Source organism: Parabacteroides sp. AF48-14 (genome assembly GCF_003477465.1).
Classification (GTDB): Bacteria; Bacteroidota; Bacteroidia; order Bacteroidales; family Tannerellaceae; genus Parabacteroides; species Parabacteroides acidifaciens.
In genome coordinates this window covers 1-21980 of sequence record NZ_QUDI01000011.1, presented here as the reverse complement: position 1 = coordinate 21980, position 21980 = coordinate 1, and the positions used below count along the sequence as shown (strand labels likewise).

The 21980-nt window shown below is 47.0% G+C and carries 16 protein-coding genes and 3 pseudogenes; 13 read left to right on the top strand and 6 right to left on the bottom strand.

Features of this window, described 5'->3' with window-relative positions; genetic code table 11:
* Window positions 1-4: 4 nt before the first annotated feature.
* The 7 genes from DW083_RS06995 to DW083_RS06970 all read left to right on the top strand — a co-directional run bounded on the left by DW083_RS06995 (window position 5) and on the right by DW083_RS06970 (window position 6185).
* Window positions 5-1090 carry a 3-methyl-2-oxobutanoate dehydrogenase subunit VorB gene (locus tag DW083_RS06995; RefSeq protein WP_115499513.1) on the top strand — a complete coding sequence of 362 codons (1086 nt, stop codon included), beginning with the start codon at window positions 5-7 and terminating at the stop codon, window positions 1088-1090.
* A 22-nt stretch (window positions 1091-1112) separates the two neighbouring features.
* Window positions 1113-1286, top strand: a complete 174-nt coding sequence (locus DW083_RS22230; RefSeq protein WP_167451656.1) for a hypothetical protein — start codon at window positions 1113-1115, stop codon at window positions 1284-1286.
* Window positions 1287-1379: 93 nt separating this feature from the next.
* On the top strand, window positions 1380-2144 hold the full coding sequence (locus DW083_RS06990) for a thiamine pyrophosphate-dependent enzyme (RefSeq protein WP_115499503.1): 765 nt from the start codon (window positions 1380-1382) through the stop codon (window positions 2142-2144).
* Between the two features lie 25 nt (window positions 2145-2169).
* Window positions 2170-2529 carry a four helix bundle protein gene (locus tag DW083_RS06985; RefSeq protein WP_115499502.1) on the top strand — a complete coding sequence of 120 codons (360 nt, stop codon included), beginning with the start codon at window positions 2170-2172 and terminating at the stop codon, window positions 2527-2529.
* Between the two features lie 42 nt (window positions 2530-2571).
* Complete coding sequence (locus DW083_RS06980; protein WP_122331900.1) at window positions 2572-3114, top strand: 2-oxoacid:acceptor oxidoreductase family protein; 543 nt, start codon at window positions 2572-2574, stop codon at window positions 3112-3114.
* 127 nt (window positions 3115-3241) lie between these two features.
* The gene (locus DW083_RS06975; protein ID WP_122331899.1) at window positions 3242-5353 is read left to right on the top strand and encodes a putative porin; all 2112 of its coding nucleotides are present in this window, start codon (window positions 3242-3244) and stop codon (window positions 5351-5353) included.
* A 4-nt stretch (window positions 5354-5357) separates the two neighbouring features.
* Window positions 5358-6185 carry a transporter substrate-binding domain-containing protein gene (locus tag DW083_RS06970; protein WP_122331898.1) on the top strand — a complete coding sequence of 276 codons (828 nt, stop codon included), beginning with the start codon at window positions 5358-5360 and terminating at the stop codon, window positions 6183-6185.
* A gap of 99 nt (window positions 6186-6284) precedes the next feature.
* Here the strand turns inward: DW083_RS06970 and DW083_RS06965 are convergent, their stop codons facing one another.
* Window positions 6285-7829, bottom strand: coding sequence for an ATP-binding protein (locus DW083_RS06965; RefSeq protein ID WP_115499498.1), 1545 nt, complete (start codon window positions 7827-7829; stop codon window positions 6285-6287).
* A gap of 188 nt (window positions 7830-8017) precedes the next feature.
* Here DW083_RS06965 and DW083_RS06960 point away from each other — a divergent pair.
* Window positions 8018-9300: pseudogene (locus DW083_RS06960) on the top strand (DEAD/DEAH box helicase).
* Window positions 9301-9404: 104 nt separating this feature from the next.
* Here DW083_RS06960 and rho read toward each other — a convergent pair.
* The 5 genes and pseudogenes from rho to aspS form a co-directional block, all read right to left on the bottom strand.
* A pseudogene (gene rho, locus DW083_RS06955) lies at window positions 9405-11458 on the bottom strand (transcription termination factor Rho).
* A gap of 184 nt (window positions 11459-11642) precedes the next feature.
* Window positions 11643-12977, bottom strand: a complete 1335-nt coding sequence (gene tilS / locus DW083_RS06950; RefSeq protein ID WP_122331897.1) for a tRNA lysidine(34) synthetase TilS — start codon at window positions 12975-12977, stop codon at window positions 11643-11645.
* A gap of 4 nt (window positions 12978-12981) precedes the next feature.
* Window positions 12982-13746: a zinc ribbon domain-containing protein gene (locus tag DW083_RS06945; protein ID WP_115499495.1), complete on the bottom strand. Its 765-nt coding sequence runs from the start codon at window positions 13744-13746 to the stop codon at window positions 12982-12984.
* A 1-nt stretch (window position 13747) separates the two neighbouring features.
* On the bottom strand, window positions 13748-14845 hold the full coding sequence (locus DW083_RS06940) for a Nif3-like dinuclear metal center hexameric protein (protein WP_122331938.1): 1098 nt from the start codon (window positions 14843-14845) through the stop codon (window positions 13748-13750).
* A gap of 75 nt (window positions 14846-14920) precedes the next feature.
* Window positions 14921-16677, bottom strand: a pseudogene (aspS, locus tag DW083_RS06935) (aspartate--tRNA ligase).
* 227 nt (window positions 16678-16904) lie between these two features.
* On the opposite strand from aspS, the gene DW083_RS06930 reads away from it, so the two are divergent.
* The 5 genes from DW083_RS06930 (at window position 16905) to recA (ending at window position 21647) form a co-directional block, all read left to right on the top strand.
* Window positions 16905-17639: a 1-acyl-sn-glycerol-3-phosphate acyltransferase gene (locus tag DW083_RS06930; protein ID WP_122331896.1), complete on the top strand. Its 735-nt coding sequence runs from the start codon at window positions 16905-16907 to the stop codon at window positions 17637-17639.
* A 284-nt stretch (window positions 17640-17923) separates the two neighbouring features.
* On the top strand, window positions 17924-19117 hold the full coding sequence (locus tag DW083_RS06925; RefSeq protein ID WP_115499492.1) for a saccharopine dehydrogenase family protein: 1194 nt from the start codon (window positions 17924-17926) through the stop codon (window positions 19115-19117).
* A complete protein-coding gene (locus tag DW083_RS06920; RefSeq protein ID WP_122331895.1) occupies window positions 19118-20128 on the top strand; it encodes a radical SAM protein in 1011 nt (336 codons plus the stop codon).
* Window positions 20129-20137: 9 nt separating this feature from the next.
* Complete coding sequence (gene bcp, locus DW083_RS06915; RefSeq protein WP_115499490.1) at window positions 20138-20596, top strand: thioredoxin-dependent thiol peroxidase; 459 nt, start codon at window positions 20138-20140, stop codon at window positions 20594-20596.
* A gap of 7 nt (window positions 20597-20603) precedes the next feature.
* Complete coding sequence (gene recA / locus DW083_RS06910) at window positions 20604-21647, top strand: recombinase RecA (protein ID WP_122331937.1); 1044 nt, start codon at window positions 20604-20606, stop codon at window positions 21645-21647.
* The last annotated feature ends 333 nt before the right edge of the window (window positions 21648-21980 follow it).

The following is a 21980-nucleotide window of genomic DNA, read 5'->3' as shown; positions in this document are numbered from 1 at the left end:
AGATATGGCAGAAGATGTAAAATTAATGAAGGGTAACGAAGCCATCGCACATGCGGCTATCCGCTATGGTGTGGACGGTTATTTCGGTTACCCGATCACTCCGCAATCGGAGATACTGGAAACCCTGATGGCAGAAATGCCTTGGGAAACCACCGGGATGGTCGTGCTACAGGCTGAAAGCGAAGTAGCTGCTATTAATATGGTATATGGCGGTGCCGGTACAGGTAAACGTGTGATGACCTCTTCGTCCAGCCCTGGTATCAGCTTGAAACAAGAAGGTATATCTTATCTGGCAGGTGCCGAACTGCCTTGCCTGATCGTGAACGTGATGCGTGGCGGTCCCGGTTTGGGAACAATCCAGCCCAGCCAGGCTGATTATTTCCAGACAGTAAAAGGCGGCGGACATGGCGACTATCGCCTGATCACGCTTGCTCCCTCTTCCGTACAGGAGATGGCCGATTTCGTCGGATTAGGTCTTGAACTCGCTTTCAAATATAACAACCCTGCAATCATTCTCGCAGACGGTATTATCGGACAGATGATGGAAAAAGTGGTATTGCCTCCTTTCCATACGCGCCGTACGGAAGAAGAAATCATTGCCGAATGTCCTTGGGCTGCACAAGGGAAGACTGCCGGCCGTAAGCCGAATGTCATCACATCCTTAGAATTAGACCCGGCAACAATGGAAGAAAACAATATTCGTTTCCAGGCTAAATACCGCAAGATTGAAGAAAACGAAGTACGTTACGAAGAATTCCAGTGCGAAGATGCCGAATATCTGCTGATTGCTTTCGGTTCATCCGCCCGTATCTGCCAGAAAGTGGTGGAAAATGCGCGTGCGGAAGGTATCAAGCTCGGCTTGCTCCGCCCGATTACGCTGTGGCCGTTCCCTAAAGAAGTGATCAAGGCCTATGCCGACAAAGTGAAAGGAATGCTTTCTGTCGAGCTGAACGCCGGACAGATGGTAGAAGACGTTCGCCTGGCTGTGAACGGAAAGATAAAGGTTGAACATTTCGGCCGCCTCGGTGGTATCGTGTTCACTCCGGATGAAGTACTGAATGCGCTTAAGGAATTAATAATTAAGAAGTAAAAATTAAAAACTGATTCTTCTTATGAAGCGCGGAAGTAAAATTGATATGATATTGACCTGGTTATTCATGGCGTTAGCTGTTGCAGCAGTAATCTGCTATTTTGCCTTGCCGGAAAACCGCCTGCCGTTCCTTTATTGCGGCGGTGCGGCGATCTGTTTCCGCCTCGTCCAATATCTGATGCGATTTATTAACTAATAATATGCCAATTGAAAAATGTGCCAATGTGCCAATTATTAATTGTCTTTTCATTGGCATATTGGCACATTAGCAAATTGAAAAATTATTCTTATGGAACTTAATGAAATAATTAAACCGGAGAACCTGGTGTACGAAAAGCCCGGGTTAATGAACGAAAATCCCATGCACTACTGCCCCGGTTGCAGTCACGGTGTCATACATAAGCTGATCGCCGAAGTGATTGCCGACATGGGTATGGAAGACAAAACGATCGGTGTCTCTCCCGTGGGATGTGCCGTATTTGCGTATAACTATCTGGATATCGACTGGCTCGAAGCGGCTCACGGACGTGCTCCGGCAATCGCAACCGCCGTTAAACGCTTGAATCCGGAGAAAATGGTATTTACTTACCAGGGTGACGGTGACTTGGCTGCAATCGGTACTGCCGAAACAATCCATGCCGCCAACCGTGGAGAAAATATCGTAATCGTATTCGTCAACAATGCCATCTACGGTATGACCGGCGGTCAGATGGCGCCTACCACACTGGAAGGAATGCCGACATCGACCTGTCCCTACGGCCGTAATATTGCCTTGAACGGTTATCCGCTGAAAATCGGTAATCTGCTTGCCCAACTGGAAGGAACCTGCCTGGTTACACGCCAGAGCGTTCAGACTGCCGCAGCCGTTCGTAAAGCAAAAAAGATGCTCCGCAAGGCTTTTGAAAACTCGATGGCCGGCAAAGGTACATCGGTTGTAGAGTTTGTTTCCACCTGTTCATCCGGCTGGAAAATGACACCTGAAAAGGCTAACAAATGGATGGAAGAGAATATGTTCCCGTTCTATCCGTTGGGAGATCTGAAAAATAAAGAATAATTTGCCAATTAGATAATGTGCCAATATGCCAATTAATACCAGAAATATCATACTTGAAAAAAGTTTATCTTTTGCTCTCTCAATAATTAACTTTTGTGAAGAACTGGAGCAGCATAAAAAGTTTGTTATTTCTCATCAACTTTTAAAAAGTGGCACATCTATCGGGGCAAATATTAATGAAGCCCAAAATAGTGAAAGTCGTGTAGATTTTATTCATAAATTTAAGATAGCGGCTAAAGAAGCAGAGGAGACTAAATATTGGTTATTACTTTGCCAGAAAGCCCCCAGCTATCCATACGAAGAACAATTACTTCATGATCTTTCAGATATACTACGGCTTATAAACAGCATTATTAATTCAGCCAAAAAGTCTGTGCAATCTTAAATTGGCACATTGGCAAATTGGCACATTAGCAAATTATCAGCAATGAAACAAGAAATTATTATAGCAGGTTTCGGTGGGCAAGGTGTTTTGTCGATGGGTAAAATATTGGCTTACTCCGGACTGATGGAAGGGAAGGAAGTAAGTTGGATGCCTTCTTACGGGCCGGAACAGCGTGGCGGTACGGCAAACGTAACGGTTATCCTGAGTGACGACCGTATCAGCTCTCCGGTTCTGAACGAATACGACATCGCCATCATTCTGAACCAGCCCTCTATGGACAAGTTCGAGAACAAAGTGAAAAAAGGCGGTATTATCATTTACGACGGATACGGCATTCATACGCCTGTGAAACGTACTGATGTGAGTGTATATCGTGTGGATGCAATGGATGCAGCTACTGAAATGAAGAACGAAAAGGCATTCAATATGCTAATCCTCGGCGGATTGTTACAGATCGTTCCGATGGTGAAACTGGAAAACGTATTGCTGGGGTTGAAAAAATCCCTGCCTGAACGTCACCATAAGCTCATCCCGATGAATGAAGCGGCCATCAAGAAAGGTATGGAGATTATACAGAAGATGTAATAATGTGCCAATATTTCAATGTGCCAATATGCCAATGAGGCAATGTGCCGATAAATATACTAACTAATATTAATTGGCACATTGACACATTGTCCATATTGCACATTATTATTATCTTTGCCCCACAATGAAGCATAGCTTATACATATTATTGTTATTGATAATATCCGCTTCGGCCCTGCACGCGCAACGCCGCCCGGGCGGAGAGAGGAAAGGATTCTCGCTTGGCAACCTTTCTAAAGCAAACCAGGAAGTACCTGACAGCCTGCTGATTCCGGATAGCTCGTCGATTAACGACAGGCGTGTAACCGCATACCGGCTTACTCCTTTGTTAGGCGATCCTTATGTCGCTCCGATGGATACGCAGAGACTGAACTTTGCCAACAGTACACTGGTGGAAGCAGAATCCCTCGCAGTCGGTTATCTGGCTAACACAGGTTCACCGGCACAGACCCGTATCTTTTCAGACCGCAAGGAACCTCGCGACTTCATATTCGCCGATCCCTACGATTATTATATCACAGATCCTCTCAATGCAGAGTACTACAACACAAAAATCCCTTATACGAATGTAATGTACACGACTATGGGAGGAAGTGACAGTAAAAACGAACGGTTGAAAGGCACATTGACGATGAATTTCGGTCCGAAAATTAATGTGGGTGGGGATTTGGACTATATCTACAGTCGCGGGTATTATAAAAACAACGGTAATAAACTACTGAGTTACCGTCTTTTCGGCAGCTACAAGTCGGACCGCTATGAAGCGCATGCCTACCTGAGCAACTTTAACTTTATCAATTACGAAAATGGCGGACTGGCTAATGACTCTGTGATTACCAATCCGGATCAATACTTTGCCGGAGAGAGAAACCAGGGCGACCCGAAAGCATTCGACATCCGCTATCCGGTTAAAGCCTGGAACCGCGTACGCGGCAAACAATATTTCCTGAGCCATCGCTATAACCTGGGTTTTGAGCGCGAATTGGAAGAAGAGGTCGACTCGCTCGGCAATCCGGTGAAAGTCTTTATTCCGGTATCCAGCATCATCCATACATTGGAATATCAGGACAACCGCCGTCGTTTCCGGTCGGAAGAGAACAAAAACCTGAACGAATGTTATCTGACTCCGGATGGTGATCCGCGAGTATTCGGGCTGGAAAACGGTACCGGTGTTGACGACCGGACCTCCTATTGGAATCTGAAGAATACATTCGGACTATCCCTTCGTGAAGGGTTCCAGGATTGGGCTAAATTCGGAATCACAGCTTTCGCAACCTTTGACAAACGTAAATTCCAGCTTCCGGCAGAAATCCCGGGACTATCTTATAATCCGGAAACAGGTAGCGGTTTATACGCTTCGCCCTCCACTCTTAATTTCCCGATCACGCAGGCCTATGACGAATTTTCGACCTATATCGGAGCGGAAATATCCAAACGCCAGGGAAGTATCCTGACCTACAATGCCCGTGGGGAACTTTGCGTTGTAGGTCATGATATCGGGGAATTCCGGGTAACAGGAAACCTGCAAACCAAATTCAAATTATTCAAGAAAGATGCGACGATCAGTGCGGAAGGATACATCAAAAATGTAACCCCTGCTTTCTACATGCGTCACTTCCACTCCCGTTATTTCTGGTGGGATAACCGGGATATGAACATGATCCAGCAGATTTATGCCGGAGCCAAAATAGACTTGGAATCAACCCGGACACAATTATCCGCCGGCGTCGAAAGCATACAGAACTATGTATTTTTCAACAAACAGGGTATGCCGGAGCAGAAAAGCGGAAACTTGCAGGTGATAAGCGCCCGTATCAAACAAGACATCATGTACCGGGCTTTCGGTTGGGAAAACGAAGTTGCCTATCAATTGAGCAGCGACAAAGACGTACTGCCGCTACCGCAGATCAGCCTGTACACAAATATGTATGTGAAGTTTAAAGTGGCAAAAGTGTTGACTATGCAGCTTGGAGCCAATATGTATTATAACACTTCTTATTACGCTCCGTACTACGAACCGGCTACCCAGCAGTTCCAATTGCAGGACGAAGTGAAAGTCGGCAATTACCCGCTCGTCAACGCTTACGTCAATTTCCATCTGAAACAGGCCCGTTTCTTTGTGATGGGCTACAACCTGAGTTCCAAGTTCGTCAATCCGAACTACTTCTCGCTGGCACATTATCCGCTGGATCCGTTTGTCCTGAAAATGGGCGTGGCCGTAACATTCAACAACTGATTTTATGAAATCGAGAAAGCTGATAGGAGTCTATGCCGGACTGCTGATTATAGCCGTTGCAACCATGATCATGCTATGGCGCTTGAAGACGATGCAAAAAGCAGAAATACTCCCACGCGATTATCCGGAGATAAAGCAAGAAGGAATCCTGCGGATGGTGACCGAATACAACCAGTCCGGTTATTATGTGGCAGGCGACACGATAGAAGGTTTTCAATACGAACTGAGCCAGGCGATAGCCAAACTATCCGGTCTGGAAGTCCAGACTCATCTGGAGATGAGCCTTGCCGAAAGTTTTCAAGAGCTTGAAGAGAACAAATGCGACGTCATTGCCCGCAACATTCCTATCACCAGCGATATCAAAGAAGAATATCTGTTCACGGAACCGATCGTACTCAATAAACAAGTCTTGATACAGCGAACGGAAGAAGCCAATAAAGGGATCAAACCGCTCCGTAATCAGCTTGACCTCGCCGGTAAAACCCTATATATACCGAAAGATTCTCCCGCCCGGCTCCGGCTCCAGAACTTGGGACATGAGATCGGCGATACGATTTATGTGGTAGAAGATGAGCTATATTCAGGTGAACAACTCGCCATCATGGTGGCCAAAGGAGATATCGATTATGCCGTTTGCGACCAACAGATTGCAACACTTTCCCAAAAGCAACTCCCCGAAATAGATATCAAAACAGATATAAGTTTCACGCAACTTCAGTCGTGGGCAGTCCGCAAAGACTCTCCCATCCTGCTCGACAGCCTGAACAGCTGGCTGGACCAGATTCGGAAAAACGGGACATTTGATAAGATATATAAGAAATACTATAAATAATATGCCAATAAATCAATGTGCCAATATGCCAATGTAAGAATAGACCGCATATTGCCGGATTCCCAAATTGGCACATTGGCATATTATTTCATTGGCACATTATTCATCATGCGACGGCAGTATGAAGAAGAAAGTTGAACCGACTCCAAGCTCCGACTCCACATGCATGGAACCGCCCATCTTCGTCACTAATCCCTGACAGATGGCAAGCCCCAAGCCGATGCCTTCCACATAATCGTTCACCTTGACAAAGCGGGTAAAAAGGCTATCCAATTTATCTTTTGCTATGCCGATACCCGTATCCCTAACGTAGAACTCCAATTTTTTATCCTGCAGACAAGTATATCCCAAAGTAATACTTCCCTCCTTGGTATTCTTGATGGCATTATTCGCCAGGTTATTAATCAGCTGCAACAAACGGATACTGTCTGTCCCGAATGTACAAGAAGCACACCCTTTTTCAAGAAGTAGCTGAACTCCTTCCGGCATACGCAATTTGACGGAAGCGAACGTTGTGTCCATCAAGTCATTTATATCGACAGGCGCATAACTGATCTTGATTGCATCCGCCTCTATTTTTGACAGATCGAGGATATCGTTTATTAATTGCATCAATAACTGGTTGTTTGCCTTGATGATTTCATAATACCCCTGGCGTTCTTCGTCAGAATCGGCAAAAGCCATCAATTCCGAAAAACCCGTGATCGCATTCAACGGTGTACGGATCTCGTGGCTCATATCGGCCAGATACTTTGATTTCATCTTATCGGCAAGTTCCGCTTTATGCTTTGCTTCCTCGAGATTCAACTCCTGTCCTTTACGCTCTTGTATATTGATCGTACATCCCAAAACCACAAGCGCCCTCCCCTGCTCATCGCGCTCGTAAACGGAAGCGGACGACTCACGCCAATGATATGCATCCATGCCCGGATATTTCACACGTAATTCTATTTTTATTTCCGATATTTCACCCCGGCATAATTTACGAAAAGCTTCATCATGCATCTCTCTATCATCCGGATGGACACGTGCGGCAAAACGCAGCCAAGAGATTTTGACCAACTCGTCTTCCTTTCCCGGAAGCCAGTTATTTACCTGGACAACCGAGTCGTTATAATTTCGTTTGCTTTCCGGATTCACAAAGACCGAGCAGAGACGGATATCATTGGAGGACAAAGCCATTTTGGTGAGTACCTGAGAACGGCGCAGTTCATTTTCCATCACTTTACGGGATGTGACATCACGCCATAAAGCCAACAATAAAGGCTTGCCGTTACTCAATGAGATTGGGAATTTGGTTACTTCTATATCTTTCCGGACACCACGCTTATTCGTTATCCTACCCTTAAACTCTACCGTTTTACCCGTATTCATAATATCACTGTCCAATATCAGGCGCTTTTCAGCCGACATAATGGCATCGAAATTAAGTTCAAAATCATTATGCCCCTCAACTTCATTTGTGTAAATACCGGTAATTTCTTCCATAAAATGATTCCAATAAAGATACTTGAAATCATTCTCTGCATCTTTTACAAATACACCTAACGGTAGTTTATCCAAGATTGTATTAATCAGTTCATGTAATGAATCCTGATTCCGTAAGATCGGTAGAATGTCACTTCCTCCCTGTGTGCTGCCCATAACAATAAATGCTTTTAAACGCTAATGTGGGTATAAAGATATTTATTTTTATTACAATATGCCCGCAAACCCTCATTAAAATCAACCCTCGATTGAAAAAAAACAGCAATTTTAAAAGAAGAGCCATGCTACTAATAATAAATATTGCCAAATATTATATACCTTTACCGGGAATTTAATGATGAAAGATGAGATTTGACGAATTGGATTTAGAAGAGGCTGTATTGGACGGCTCGATGCGATGAATTTCCAGGAGACGACTCCTGTACAGGAACTAACGATTCCGGTTATATTGGAAGGGAAAGACATTATTGCCTGTGCGCAAACAGGGACAGGGAAAACAGCGGCTTATGTGTTGCCGGTGATCAACGAACTCAGTAAAGGATTACATCCGGCCAATGCAATCAATGCCGTTATCATGGCTCCTACGCGTGAACTGGCACAACAGATTGACCAACAAATAGAAGGTTTCACTTACTTTGTTCCTGTCTCCGCCGTTGCCGTGTACGGGGGTACGGATGGTATTGCCTGGGAACAACAGAAGCGTGGCATGGAAATGGGGGCCGATATTGTGATTGCGACTCCCGGGCGTTTGTTGTCCCATATCAAACTGGGTACGGTCGACCTGTCGCAGGTTTCCTTCTTCATCCTGGATGAAGCAGACCGGATGCTCGACATGGGATTTTATGAAGACATCATGCAAGTGCAGAAACTGCTGCCTGAAACTTGTCAGACCATTATGTTCTCTGCAACCATGCCTCCTAAAATCCGTACGTTAGCCAAAACGATCCTGAAGAATCCGGAAGAAGTCAAAATCGCTATCTCGCGTCCGCCCGAATCGATCATGCAAACGGCTTATATCTGTTACGATATGCAGAAACTGCATATTCTGGAAGATCTATTTTCACAAAGCCGTCCCCAGCGTGTCATCATATTTTCATCGTCAAAAATGAAAGTGAAGGAACTGGCTGCCACGCTGAAACGAATGAAGTTTAACGTAGCCGCCATGCACTCCGACCTCGAACAGTCACAACGCGAAGAGGTAATGAAAGAGTTCAAGAACGGACGTATCGATATTTTGGTCGCAACTGACGTCGTATCACGTGGTATCGATATCAACGATATCAAATTGGTTGTCAACTTCGACATTCCCCACGATCCGGAAGACTATGTACACCGTATCGGCCGTACGGCTCGCGGTACAGGCGGAGAAGGTTTGGCAATTACCTTTGTCTCCACAGAGGAACAGGCCCAGTTCAAACGTATCGAGCAATTCCTGGAAAAAGAAGTGTACAAAATCCCGATCGACCCGAAATTCGGAGAAGCCCCTTTGTATGAACCGGAAAAGTACGCCAACGTACGCCGTGGCAGAGGACGCCCCCGGAAAGACAGCGGAAAAGGCAACAGCCGCCCTGGAGGAAATTCCGGCAACGGACAACGCCGCCGGGGAAGACCACGGAAGGATGCTTAACTCATAAGAATATACCTCCTAAAGAAAGAAGCAATGTTAGCAAATAAAAAACGCAGATCAAGCATCAGCCTAATCTGCGTTTTTATTTTATTCTTTCTATTTATTTATCCGTTCATCGAAGCCAGAAACTCCATATTATCGAATGTCTGTTCCATGCGTTTCTTGACAAATTCCATAGCTTCCATAGAGTTCATATCGGCCAGGTATTTACGCAAGATCCACATACGGTTTACAGTGCTTTCATCCTGCAACAAGTCATCACGACGCGTGCTGGAAGCCGTAATATCGACAGCCGGATAAACGCGCTTGTTTGCCAGCTTGCGGTCCAACTGCAATTCCATATTACCTGTACCCTTAAATTCTTCAAAGATCACATCATCCATCTTAGAACCAGTCTCTGTCAACGCTGTTGCCAGGATCGTCAGGCTACCGCCGTTTTCGATGTTACGGGCAGCACCGAAGAAACGTTTCGGCTTCTGCAAGGCGTTAGCATCCACACCACCGGAAAGAACCTTACCGGAAGCAGGCTGAACCGTATTATAAGCACGTGCCAGACGTGTAATAGAGTCTAACAGGATCACAACATCATGACCGCATTCGACCATACGTTTTGCCTTGTTCAATACGATTTCGGCAATCTTCACGTGACGTTCTGCCGGTTCGTCGAATGTAGAAGCGATCACTTCCGCATCCACACTACGGGCCATGTCGGTTACTTCTTCCGGGCGTTCGTCGATCAGCAGGACGATCATATACACTTCCGGATGATTTGCTGCAATTGCATTGGCAATATCTTTCAGCAACATCGTCTTACCAGTCTTCGGCTGTGCCACGATCAGGCCACGCTGTCCCTTTCCGATCGGCGAGAACAAGTCTACAACACGTACGGCGATATTATCATATACTTTCGGAGCTTTACGGGCCGTCAGCATGAACTTTTCATCCGGGAAAAGCGGAGTCAGATGATCGAAAGGAACACGGTCGCGAACCTCTTCCGGCGTACGGCCGTTGATCTTGTCCACTTTTACAAGCGGGAAATACTTTTCACCTTCCTTCGGAGGACGGATAGCACCTTCCACCACATCACCGGTCTTCAGACCGAACAATTTGATCTGTGACTGCGATACGTAGATATCATCCGGGGAAGTCAAATAGTTATAATCGGAAGAACGCAGGAAACCATATCCGTCAGGCATCATTTCCAATACGCCGACACCTGTCAGAATGCCGTCAAATTCGTATTGCTTTTCCTGAGGCGCGTTATTATTGTTATTATTGTTGCGCTGGTTGTTATGATTATTCTGATTGTTCTGCCTGTTGTTATTCTGACGAGGAGCGTTCTGCAGCGGAGCCGGTTGTTCGCTTTGTGCCTTCGGTTCCGGTTTGGCAGGTGTAGAAGAGAACGGGAAAAGCTGGTCGAGAACCGATTTGGTATCCGGATGGCGGAATACCACACGTTTGGGTTCTTCTGCTGAAGCAGGAGTGGCAGGAGCTTCTGCCACGGCAGGTTCCACTGTTACTTCGGGAACTGCTTCAACCGGCAGTTCTTCACCGGCAGATTCTACACAACGGGAGGAAGCAACGGCTTTTCAGCTTTATCAGCCTTTTTCACTATTACCTTCTTTGCAGCAGGCTTTTCTTCTTCAACCGGAGCTTTAGCCGGAGCCTCGGTTACCTGAGCGACAGCTTCGGGTGCAGGAGAGGGAGCATTGGCAGAGACCTGATTCTTCGAAACGACAACTTCGTCATTCTCACGAGTCGGGACAGCAGCGCCAGCCACCTTATCTTTCTTTTCGATACGAGTCCGTTTCTTACGCTCGGGCTGTTCCTTGGTTTCTACTGCAACTTCTTCAACTGAGCCGGCTACGGGTGTGGCAGGAGCGGCAACCTTTGTTTTAGCATCGGCTTTTGCGCCTTTCGGGGCAGCAGCTTTAGGAGTTTTCTTAGCCTTGGTTTGCCTTTCTGCTTTCTTAGCCTCCTTCTCTTTCTCCTTTTCTGCCTGAATGCCGGCATATGAGATAGCCTGTTCGTCAAGAATTCTGTATACAAGCTCCTCCTTTTTCAAAGAGCTTACTTTTTTAATACCTAACTCTTCCGCTATACTTTGCAACTCAGGAAGGAGTTTTTCATTTAGTTCTAGAATGTTATATTTTTGCATAATGCGAAGTGAATAATAAAAACGGCGTACGACACGACCTGGTACGGTACGCGTACAACGCAATCATTGTATCTTTTATAATTTGATAATTAATAATTTCATGTGAAAACCGGATTGTTCAGCTAATTTGAATCATTAGTAACACATCTGCGGAGTAAATCTGTGCAAATGTAATAATATTTTTTTATTTACTCTCGCTTTTTGTCGGAAAAAAATGCACAACTAACACGCTTTTAGTCATTTTGTCCAAACAAAAACGGTTATCCGGCCGTTCTCCCACAACCCAGATAACAGCGTCTCCACTGCATAAAAGCCACGTTTGTTCCTTGTCGAGACGACTGAACTTACGATCCGAAAAATAATCACTCAGTTTTTTACGTCCTTTCATTCCGAAAGGAATAAACCAGTCTCCTTCTTTCCAGGTACGCAATGTAAGCGGAAAAGTCAGCTTGTCGTAATCAAAATAGGCGATATTCTTATCTTTCCGGATGTGGAAATCTTCCTTAATAACAACCTTTTCGAAAGAAAGTTCAACAGGCCCGGACCAGTTCTGCTCGCAACCGGTCAACATATATTCTTTGGCCTCTTCTTTTACAAGGGGGGAAAGCAAAAGATAATCCCGGTCTTTTATCAGTCTGTGAGTCGAAGAATAAAAGACTTTGCCCGGTTCTTTCGTCAGGGAAAGATAAACAGCTTCCGCTACCAGGCGGGTGAAATTATAGGTTTTGAGCAGTTCATACAAAATAGCATCGGGAGAAGGATAAAGCATTAAAGCCGCAATGGAAAGACGGTCGCCCGGTTTGACAACACGCCCCCTTGCCTCCTCCACGACATGCAGATAAACGGCTTCGGCAGCCGCCAAATGTTCGGAAGTACGAGCTATCGCCGTCTTGACAGAAGGATTGAGTTCCTCTAAAAGAGGAAGGACACGCAAGCGGATAAAGTTGCGGGTATAGGCATCCGATTCGTTTGTACAGTCAGTAACATACATCAGATTGCGCTTGGCAAGCCACTCCAGGATATCCGCACGGCTTACGACAAGCAAAGGACGCACCACAAACCCATTCCTCGGCCGGATGCCGCTCATCCCCCGGATACCGGTCCCGCGTACCAGATTCATCAAAAGTGTCTCTACACTGTCGTCGCGATGATGGGCTACGGCAATGGCCTGCGCCCCTGTTGTGAGACGCTGCTCTTCAAACCAGTTATAGCGCAATTCACGCGCCGCCATTTCAATCGAAAGATGGCGTTCCGCCGCATATTGCCGGGTATCGAAATCCACTTTCAGGAAAGGCACATTCAACTGTCCTGCATATTCCCTCGTGAACTGTTCGTCGCGCATGGATTCGTCGCCACGCAAATGGAAATTACAATGTGCCGCAATACAGGAATAGCCCGACTCCACCAAAAGGGTGAGTAGGGCTATTGAATCTGCTCCGCCGCTTACACCGACCAAAACCGGAAGGCTTTCTGTAAGCAACTGATATTTCTCTATATATGCACGTACAACGTCGCGCATCTACTTATTCTTCTATGCCTGCCAATTCAGGGTCGATCATGATACGACCGCAATATTCGCAAACGATAATCTTCTTACGCAATTTGATATCCATCTGCTTCTGTGGCGGAATCTTGTTAAAGCAACCACCGCAAGCATCACGCTGGATATATACGACAGCCAAACCGTTACGCGCACCTTTACGGATACGTTTGAAAGCAGTCAACAGACGCGGTTCGATATTCGCTTCCAGTTTCTTTGCTTTTTCACGCAATTTTTCTTCGTCCTGCTTTGTCTCGGAAATGATCTGTTCCAGTTCGCTCTGCTTCAGAGTCAAATCGGCTTTACGGCCGTCCAGTCTTTCGGTCAGTTCGGCAATCTCGGCTTTCTTCTGAACGATCGCTTCTCCGAATTCACGGATCTTCTTTTCTGAGAACTCGATCTCAAGTCCCTGGAATTCTATTTCTTTAGACAAGTTGTCGAATTCACGGTTGTTACGCACGTTATCCAACTGCGTTTTATATTTTTCAATCAGACCGGTAGACTCCGTGATCTTATGTTTCTGTTCTACAACAGCATTCTCAAAGTCCTTGATTTCTGTCTGATAGTTCTGAAGACGTGTTTCCAGACCTGCGATCTCATCTTCCAGGTCCTGCACTTCCAAAGGAAGCTCGCCGCGAAGCGTTTTGATCTTATCAATTTCAGTCATCATCGTCTGAAGCTGATACAGTGTAGAAAGCTTTTCTTCAACTGTAATCTCTTTTTCAGCTGATTGTTTATCTGTAGCCATTCTATAAATATTTTACCGGGTTTGAATTAACATTCGAAAAATGTACCGCAAAGGTAGGGAATTTTTTCGATATTATCTTATAAAAGATGTCTTTTGTACAGACTTCGCTTTCATAATGACCTATAACAGCCAGCAGAATACGGTCCTCGACATCGTAAAAATCATTGTATTTAGCCTCTCCCGTGATGAAGACGTCCGCACCATAACTGATCGCATCCTTGATCAGAAAAGCGCCGCTGCCTCCGCACAAAGCGACTTCCCGTATCGGTTTGCCGGTCAGGGCGGAATGTTTCACACAACCCACCTGGAACAAATCTTTTATTCGTTGCAGGAAACCCAGCTCGTCCTCTTCTTCGGGCAACTCCCCCACTACACCGGAACCAACCTGATCCCAGGCATTATCCAGGGAGTAAAAGTCAAAGACAGGCTCCTCATACGGATGGACGGAAAGCAGCGCGCGGGTGACCGTCGATTTACGGAAAGCCGGCAATACCATTTCGATACGCACTTCCGGCTCCACATGCAACTCGCCTATTTCACCACAGAACGGGTTCGTGCCTTCGCCTGCACGGAACGTCCCGCTGCCCGGCAGGTTGAAGCTACAGGAATCATAGTCCCCGATAGTCCCGGCCCCGGCATTGAACAGGGTCGTTCTAACCTGTTCGGCATAGGCTTCCGGCACAAAAGTGACCAGCTTCAGCAAAGCCCCTTTCTGCGGGCTCAATACACGCACATTTTCCAGCCCGATCAGTTCCGCCAGGCGGAAGTTCACACCTCCCGCCGCATTATCGAGGTTGGTATGAGCCGCATAGACCACCAAGTCATACTTGCACGCCTTCATCATACACCGCTCGATATAGGTAGAACCCGTCAGAGACTTAAATGCTTTAAAGGCCAAAGGATGATGAGAAATAATCAGGTTGCAACCCGCCTCTATCGCCTCGTCGACCACCTCTTCGGTCACGTCCAGGCAAAGAAGCGCACCGGTGGCAGGCTGATTCACATCCCCGACCTGCACACCTGCGTTGTCAAAGCTTTCCTGCAATGGCAACGGAGCGTATTGCTCGATTTCTTTCAGAATATCCTTAACCCTTACCATAATCAATGAATTTATCAATTTGTCAATATGCCAATCTCTTTCATTGGCATATTGACACATTACCCAATTATCACATTATTCCTTTATATCTACTTTCAGGCACAGTTCTTCCAACTGCGAATCGTCCAGTTGACCGGGAGCATCCAGCATGACATCGCGACCGGAATTGTTTTTCGGGAATGCGATACAGTCGCGGATAGAATCCAGGCCGGCAAACAGAGACACCCAACGATCCAGGCCATAAGCCAGACCGCCGTGAGGAGGCGCACCATATTTGAAGGCATTCATCAGGAAGCCAAAACGTTCCTGCGCCTTTTCTTCGGTGAAGCCCAACAACTGGAACATCTTATCCTGCAATTTGCTGTCATGGATACGGATAGAACCGCCACCCACTTCAACGCCATTGATAACCATATCGTACGCATTCGCACGAACGGCTCCCGTATCGCTATCCAGCAACGGGATATCTTCGGGTTTGGGAGATGTGAACGGGTGATGCATAGCATAGAAACGCTGGTCTCTTCGCTCCACTCGAACAGCGGGAAGTCGATCACCCACAGGCAAGCAAACTTGTTCTTGTCGCGCAGTCCCAACTGGCCGCCCACTTCCAGACGCAATTCGCAAAGCTGTTTGCGGGTCTTCATCGCATCGTCACCGGAAAGGATCAGGATCAGGTCGCCCGGCTTAGCACCGAAGGCTTCCTTCATCTGCTGCAACACTTCCTGTGTATAGAACTTATCTACGCTCGATTTCACGTTGCCGTCTGCTTCCACACGGGCATAGACCATGCCTTTCGCGCCGATCTGTGGACGTTTTACAAATTCAGTCAGCGCATCCAGCTGTTTGCGGGTGTAAGTCGCTGCACCTTCCGCACAGATACCACCGATATAGGCAGCACCGTCGAATACGGAGAAGCCGTGTCCCTTCATGATGTCCATCAACTCGACGAACTTCATGCCGAAACGCAAATCCGGCTTATCGCTTCCGTAATATTTCATGGCATCGTGCCAGGTCATACGCGGGAAGGCTTCCTTTATCTCGACGCCACGAATGGTCTTGAACAGGTGTTTGGCCATTCCTTCGAAAATATTCAACACATCTTCCTGTTCCACGAAGCTCATCTCGCAGTCGATCTGCGTAAATTCCGGCTGGCGGTCTGCGCGCAGGTCTTCATCGCGGAAACATTTCACGATCTGGAAATAGCGGTCGAAACCGGAAACCATCAGCAACTGCTTCAACGTCTGCGGAGACTGCGGCAATGCATAGAATTGTCCGGGATTCATGCGGGAAGGCACCACAAAGTCGCGGGCCCCTTCCGGAGTGGAGTTTACCAGCACCGGAGTTTCCACTTCCAGGAAACCCTGCTTGTCCAGATAGTTACGCACCTCGAAAGCCATCTTATGACGCAGTTCCAGATTCTTGCGGACAGCGTTACGGCGCAAATCCAGATAACGGTATTTCATACGCAGGTCGTCACCTCCGTCCGTCTCGTCTTCAATCGTGAAGGGAGGAGTTACGGCTGCATTCAGGATATTCAAGTCTGAAACAATGATTTCGATCTCACCGGTAGGAATGTTCGGATTCTTGCTGGAACGTTCGCGAACGGTTCCTGTTACCTGGATAACATATTCGCGTCCCAGTTTATTTGCTTTCTCACAAAGAGCAGCATCCACTTCCTGGTTAAACACCAATTGCGTAATACCATAGCGGTCGCGGATATCCACGAACGTCATACCACCCATTTTACGGGTTTTCTGCACCCAGCCGGCCAGCGTAATCACCAGGCCTTCGTCAGCAAGGCGCAGGTCGCCACAAGTTCTTGTTCTATACATTATATTTATATTTTAAACTATTATAAAATCAATTTGGTCACAAACAAATAAAATGATATGTAAACCGCCGCAAAGATAGGAAATATATGGACCTTATTATAATGTAAGATAAAAAAAGAAAGCCTCTGAGAGAAACCAGAGGTTCAAAAGTAGAATTTTTTTTATACTTTTGTTACTTCGTTAATGAGGATAAAGTCAAATTTACAAAATACAATTTAAAGGATAAAATGGAAAAAATCATTTCGTATCCGCTTTCAGCTATCTACTATTTGTTATTCGGAATTACACTGGGATGCTTCCATGCGGTACAGTGGGTATGCTTCAACCTCTTTGGTTATAAAGCACATAAAAAGAGTGTGGATGTCATGAATTTCTTCTTAGTCGCTAACACACGCATATTGGGAACAAGGTACAAAGTGAGCGGATTAGAAAAGCTCCCGACCGGCTTGCCTCTTATAATTGCCTCGAACCACCAGAGCATGTACGACATCACCACCATTTGCTGGTTCATGCGCAAGGTACATCCTAAGTTCATAAGTAAAATCGAATTAGGCAAAGGCATTCCCAGCATTTCATACAACCTCAACCACGGCGGTTCTGTGCTTATCAACCGGAAAGACCCCAAACAGGCACTGACTGCCATCCGTGTAATGGCTGAATATATTGAAACAAACAAACGCTCGGCGGTAATTTTCCCGGAAGGGACACGAAGCAAAACAGGTAAACCCCGTCCTTTTGCCGAAAACGGACTGAAAATCCTCACCAAGTATGCTCCGTCGGCCTACGTCGTACCAATCACCATCAACAACGCATGGAAAATAACAAAATGGGGCTACTTCCCTTTAGGGCTTGGCAACTGCATCGAACTGATCATCCACGACCCTATTCCGGCGAAAGCAAAACCTTTTCCGGAACTCTTCACTGAAATCGAACAGACTGTTACCGGCAGCATTAAGTTCTGAGAATTGCCGTGTCCGGCATGCCTGCACTTTTGTTTCACCATCCCTAATGCTCTGAAACTTTTGTTTCACCTTTTTCGACAGCATGAAACTAAAGTTTCATCGGCAGGAAACTTTTGTTTCACCGGCAAGAAACTTTAGTTCCATCAGGGAGAAACTTTTGTGTCATCCGCAGGGAAATCTTTTTATTTCCGACCTTATCCGATTATTCAAAGAATCATCGTATATTTGTGGTTAGGTTTAAAACCTTGTAAACTGTATATTAACAAGATTAATTCTATTAGTAAATGGGAAGAGTATTAGTAATTGGTGCAGGGGGCGTTAGTACCGTTGCTGTTAAGAAGATCGCGATGAACGCGGATGTCTTTACCGATATCATGGTTGCCAGCCGTACAAAAAGCAAGTGCGACAAGATTGCTGCCGATATCAAAAATGTAAAGGTGCAGACAGCACAGGTAGACGCGGACAACGTGGAAGAACTGGTTGCCCTGTTCAACGCCTTTAAACCGGACTTAGTAGTAAACCTGGCTTTGCCCTATCAGGACCTTCATATCATGGATGCCTGCCTGGCATACGGTGTCAGCTATCTCGACACGGCCAATTACGAACCGCTGGACGAAGCTAAATACCAATACAGCTGGCAGTGGGCATATAAGAAGCGTTTCGAGGATGCCGGCCTGACCGCTATCCTGGGCTGCGGATTCGATCCGGGCGTGACAGGTGTATATACGGCTTATGCTGCCAAGCATCATTTCGACGAGATACAATATCTGGATATCGTGGACTGCAATGCAGGTGACCACCATAAAGCATTCGCAACCAACTTCAATCCGGAAATCAATATCCGCGAGATTACCCAGCGCGGTAAGTATTACGAAGACGGAGAATGGAAGGAAACAGATCCGCTGTCCGTACACAAGCCGTTGAATTATCCGAACGTAGGCCCGAAAGAGTCTTACCTGATGTATCACGAAGAGTTGGAAAGCCTGACAAAGAACTTCCCGACAATCAAGCGTGCACGCTTCTGGATGACTTTCGGACAGGAATACCTGACTCACCTGCGTGTGATCCAGAATATCGGCATGGCCCGCATCGACCCGATTATGTATAACGGTCAGGAAATCGTTCCGATCCAGTTCTTGAAAGCCGTATTGCCGAATCCGGGTGATCTGGGAGAAAACTATACGGGCGAAACGTCCATCGGTTGCCGTATCCGCGGTATCAAGGATGGCAAGGAGCTGACTTATTACGTATATAATAACTGTAGCCACCACGCCGCTTACCTGGAAACCGGCGCACAGGGTGTTAGCTATACGACAGGCGTTCCGGCCATGATCGGCGCCAAACTGTTCATGCAGGGCGTTTGGAAGAAACCGGGCGTGTGGAACGTAGAAGAGTTTGATCCCGATCCATTCATGAAGGAACTGAACGAACAGGGATTGCCTTGGCACGAACTGTTCAATGTGGACCTGGAACTGTAAATGAATATCTATAACATACTGCGCCTCGGTACGCGGATCAAGAGCAGAAGGCTCAAGCTATTGGGACTTTGGCTGTTTCATGTATTGGGGAAACGGTATATCGGAGTTTTTCTCGATCCGGTGCTGGCCTGTAACTTCCGTTGCAAGATGTGTTATTTCAGTGACGAGGAGAAACGGAAAAGCCTGCGGGGTTCCTTGAAATACGAAGAGATGGAAGCCATCGCCGGCAGCCTCTTCCACCGTGCCCTGAAACTTCAGGTCGGATGCGGGGCTGAACCGACGTTGCACAAGGACCTGGTAAAGGTCATTGCATTAGGGAAGAAATATCGGGTCCCATACGTTTCGCTTACGACCAACGGCAATCTGTTGACGAAAGAACAGCTGACCGCTGCCGTAGAGAACGGCTTGAACGAACTGACGCTTTCGGCACACGGCTTTACACGCGAGACATACGAGTATCTGATGACGAACGGCCGTTTCGACCTGTTCCGACAGTTGCTCGCCAACGTCGCAGAGGTGAAGAGACAACATCCGGAGTTTAAGTTGCGCATCAATTATACGATCAACAACGACAACCTGGAAGAACTGAGCCGTATCTGGGAAGTGGTCGGCGACGAACTGGATATCCTGCAACTCCGCCCGATCCAGAAAATCGGGGAAAGCGAATACAAGGATTTCGATCTGGCAAAGATATATGCCCGGTATGACGCCGTGCTGGTTCCGCTAATCGAAGAGTGCCGCCGCAGACAGATCACCTGCCTGGTGCCTGAGAAGCAGAACATCATTGTGCTGGAAGAAAACGAGGCAGACGATAACAGTATCGAAAAGATCACTTACTGTTACGTCTCTCCCCAGGAGTGCTGGCAGGATGATTTCGACTACCGGACGGAGACATTCGAATCGTATGCCGCCAGCCATCACATGGGGCGGCAACTTTTAGGCAAAGTCTTCGGACGGAAAGCCCGGAAGAAGGCGGATGTAACACGTAAAATGAATTATAACATCAAGTAAAACAAGTATATGGCAATACAAATAGGAGATAAAGCACCCGAAGTATTGGGACTTGACCAGAACGGAAAAGAGATAAAGCTAAGCGATTTCAAAGGAAAGAAGTTAGCCCTCTATTTCTATCCGAAAGACAACACCAGCGGCTGTACGGCCGAGGCTTGCAGCCTTCGTGACGGTTACGAAGAATTGCGGGCAGCAGGCTACGAAGTGATCGGTGTCAGCAAAGACAGCGCCAAGTCTCACCAGGGATTTATCGCAAAACAGGAACTCCCTTTCAGCCTCATCGCTGATACGGATACGACCCTGCAACAGCAGTTCGGGGTCTGGGCAGAAAAGAAACTGTACGGACGTTCATACATGGGGACTCTCCGTACCACCTTTATAATCAATGAAGAAGGTATCGTTACCAACATCATCGGCCCGAAAGAGGTGAAGACTAAAGACCATGCAAATCAAATCCTTAATCTATAAAAAGGAAATGGCAAAAGAAGATTTATTCGAAGAAGGCAAGCAGCCTGCAGCCGAAAAAGCGGCTGTGAACACAGACAAGTTGAAAGCGCTTCGCGCAGCAATGGACAAGATTGAGAAGAACTACGGAAAAGGTTCTATCATGAAGTTAGGCGACGAAAGTATTGAAAATATCGAAGTGATCCCGACCGGTTCTATCGCCTTGAACGCAGCTTTAGGCGTAGGCGGTTATCCGAGAGGCCGCGTGATTGAAATCTACGGTCCGGAATCATCCGGTAAGACAACCCTGGCCATCCATGCGATAGCCGAAGCACAGAAAGCAGGCGGTATCGCTGCATTTATCGATGCAGAGCATGCTTTTGACCGTTTCTATGCCGAAAAGTTGGGAGTGGATGTGGAAAACCTCTGGATCTCGCAGCCGGACAACGGTGAACAGGCATTGGAAATCGCGGAACAGTTGATCCGTTCATCTGCCGTAGACATCGTAGTTATCGACTCTGTTGCCGCCCTGACGCCGAAGGCCGAAATCGAAGGCGATATGGGTGACAGCAAGATGGGGTTGCAAGCACGTTTGATGTCTCAGGCATTGCGTAAACTGACGGCGGCCATCAACAAGACAAATACGACTTGTATCTTTATCAACCAGTTGCGTGACAAGATCGGTGTCATGTTCGGCAATCCCGAAACGACTACCGGCGGTAATGCCCTGAAGTTCTATGCTTCCGTACGTCTAGATATCCGCAGCATCGGCAAGTTGAAAGACGGAGACGAAATCAAGGGGAACCAGGTGCGTGTCAAAGTGGTAAAGAACAAGGTGGCACCTCCTTTCCGCAAGGCTGAGTTCGACATCATGTTTGGTGAAGGCATCTCCAAAGCTGGTGAAATCATCGACCTGGCAGCCGAACTGAACATCATCAAGAAAAGCGGCTCATGGTACAGCTACAACGAAACGAAGTTAGGCCAGGGACGAGATGCCGCCAAACAGTGCATTGCAGATAACCCGGAACTGGCAGAAGAGCTGTCAGGTTTGATATTCGAGGCATTGAAAGGATAAGATCATTCAATTACTTTTGGCTTGACCCAAAAGTAACCAAAAGGTCAAGGCCGAACCGTCTGTTCCTCTGCGGCCTCGTGTCAAGCACGGGGACAAGGATGCTCCCTGTTCCCGCACTCGATGCGGGATCGCAAAGGGACTACCGGTATCACAATCCTCAACAGAGCCGTCAGGCTCTACCTCCGGCCTAAGCCGGTGAGCGTTAAGCGCAGTGAGCGCCTGGAGCGTCTGCTGTCTGAGCGAAGCGAGTTTCAGACGCGACAGCGAACGAAGGAAACGGAGTAGCGAAGCGGGTTCGGCATGATCTTTTGGTTACTTTTGGATCAAGCCAAA

Bases quoted from the DNA above. Each gene is read 5' to 3' on its own strand.
- DW083_RS06995 (WP_115499513.1), top strand. From the start codon at position 5: ATGGCAGAAGATGTAAAATTAATGAAGGGTAACGAAGCCATCGCACAT.
- DW083_RS22230 (WP_167451656.1), top strand. From the start codon at position 1,113: ATGAAGCGCGGAAGTAAAATTGATATGATATTGACCTGGTTATTCATG.
- DW083_RS06990 (WP_115499503.1), top strand. From the start codon at position 1,380: ATGGAACTTAATGAAATAATTAAACCGGAGAACCTGGTGTACGAAAAG.
- DW083_RS06985 (WP_115499502.1), top strand. From the start codon at position 2,170: ATGCCAATTAATACCAGAAATATCATACTTGAAAAAAGTTTATCTTTT.
- DW083_RS06980 (WP_122331900.1), top strand. From the start codon at position 2,572: ATGAAACAAGAAATTATTATAGCAGGTTTCGGTGGGCAAGGTGTTTTG.
- DW083_RS06975 (WP_122331899.1), top strand. From the start codon at position 3,242: ATGAAGCATAGCTTATACATATTATTGTTATTGATAATATCCGCTTCG.
- DW083_RS06970 (WP_122331898.1), top strand. From the start codon at position 5,358: ATGAAATCGAGAAAGCTGATAGGAGTCTATGCCGGACTGCTGATTATA.
- DW083_RS06965 (WP_115499498.1), bottom strand. From the start codon at position 7,829: ATGGGCAGCACACAGGGAGGAAGTGACATTCTACCGATCTTACGGAAT.
- tilS (WP_122331897.1), bottom strand. From the start codon at position 12,977: ATGCGCGACGTTGTACGTGCATATATAGAGAAATATCAGTTGCTTACA.
- DW083_RS06945 (WP_115499495.1), bottom strand. From the start codon at position 13,746: ATGGCTACAGATAAACAATCAGCTGAAAAAGAGATTACAGTTGAAGAA.
- DW083_RS06940 (WP_122331938.1), bottom strand. From the start codon at position 14,845: ATGGTAAGGGTTAAGGATATTCTGAAAGAAATCGAGCAATACGCTCCG.
- DW083_RS06930 (WP_122331896.1), top strand. From the start codon at position 16,905: ATGGAAAAAATCATTTCGTATCCGCTTTCAGCTATCTACTATTTGTTA.
- DW083_RS06925 (WP_115499492.1), top strand. From the start codon at position 17,924: ATGGGAAGAGTATTAGTAATTGGTGCAGGGGGCGTTAGTACCGTTGCT.
- DW083_RS06920 (WP_122331895.1), top strand. From the start codon at position 19,118: ATGAATATCTATAACATACTGCGCCTCGGTACGCGGATCAAGAGCAGA.
- bcp (WP_115499490.1), top strand. From the start codon at position 20,138: ATGGCAATACAAATAGGAGATAAAGCACCCGAAGTATTGGGACTTGAC.
- recA (WP_122331937.1), top strand. From the start codon at position 20,604: ATGGCAAAAGAAGATTTATTCGAAGAAGGCAAGCAGCCTGCAGCCGAA.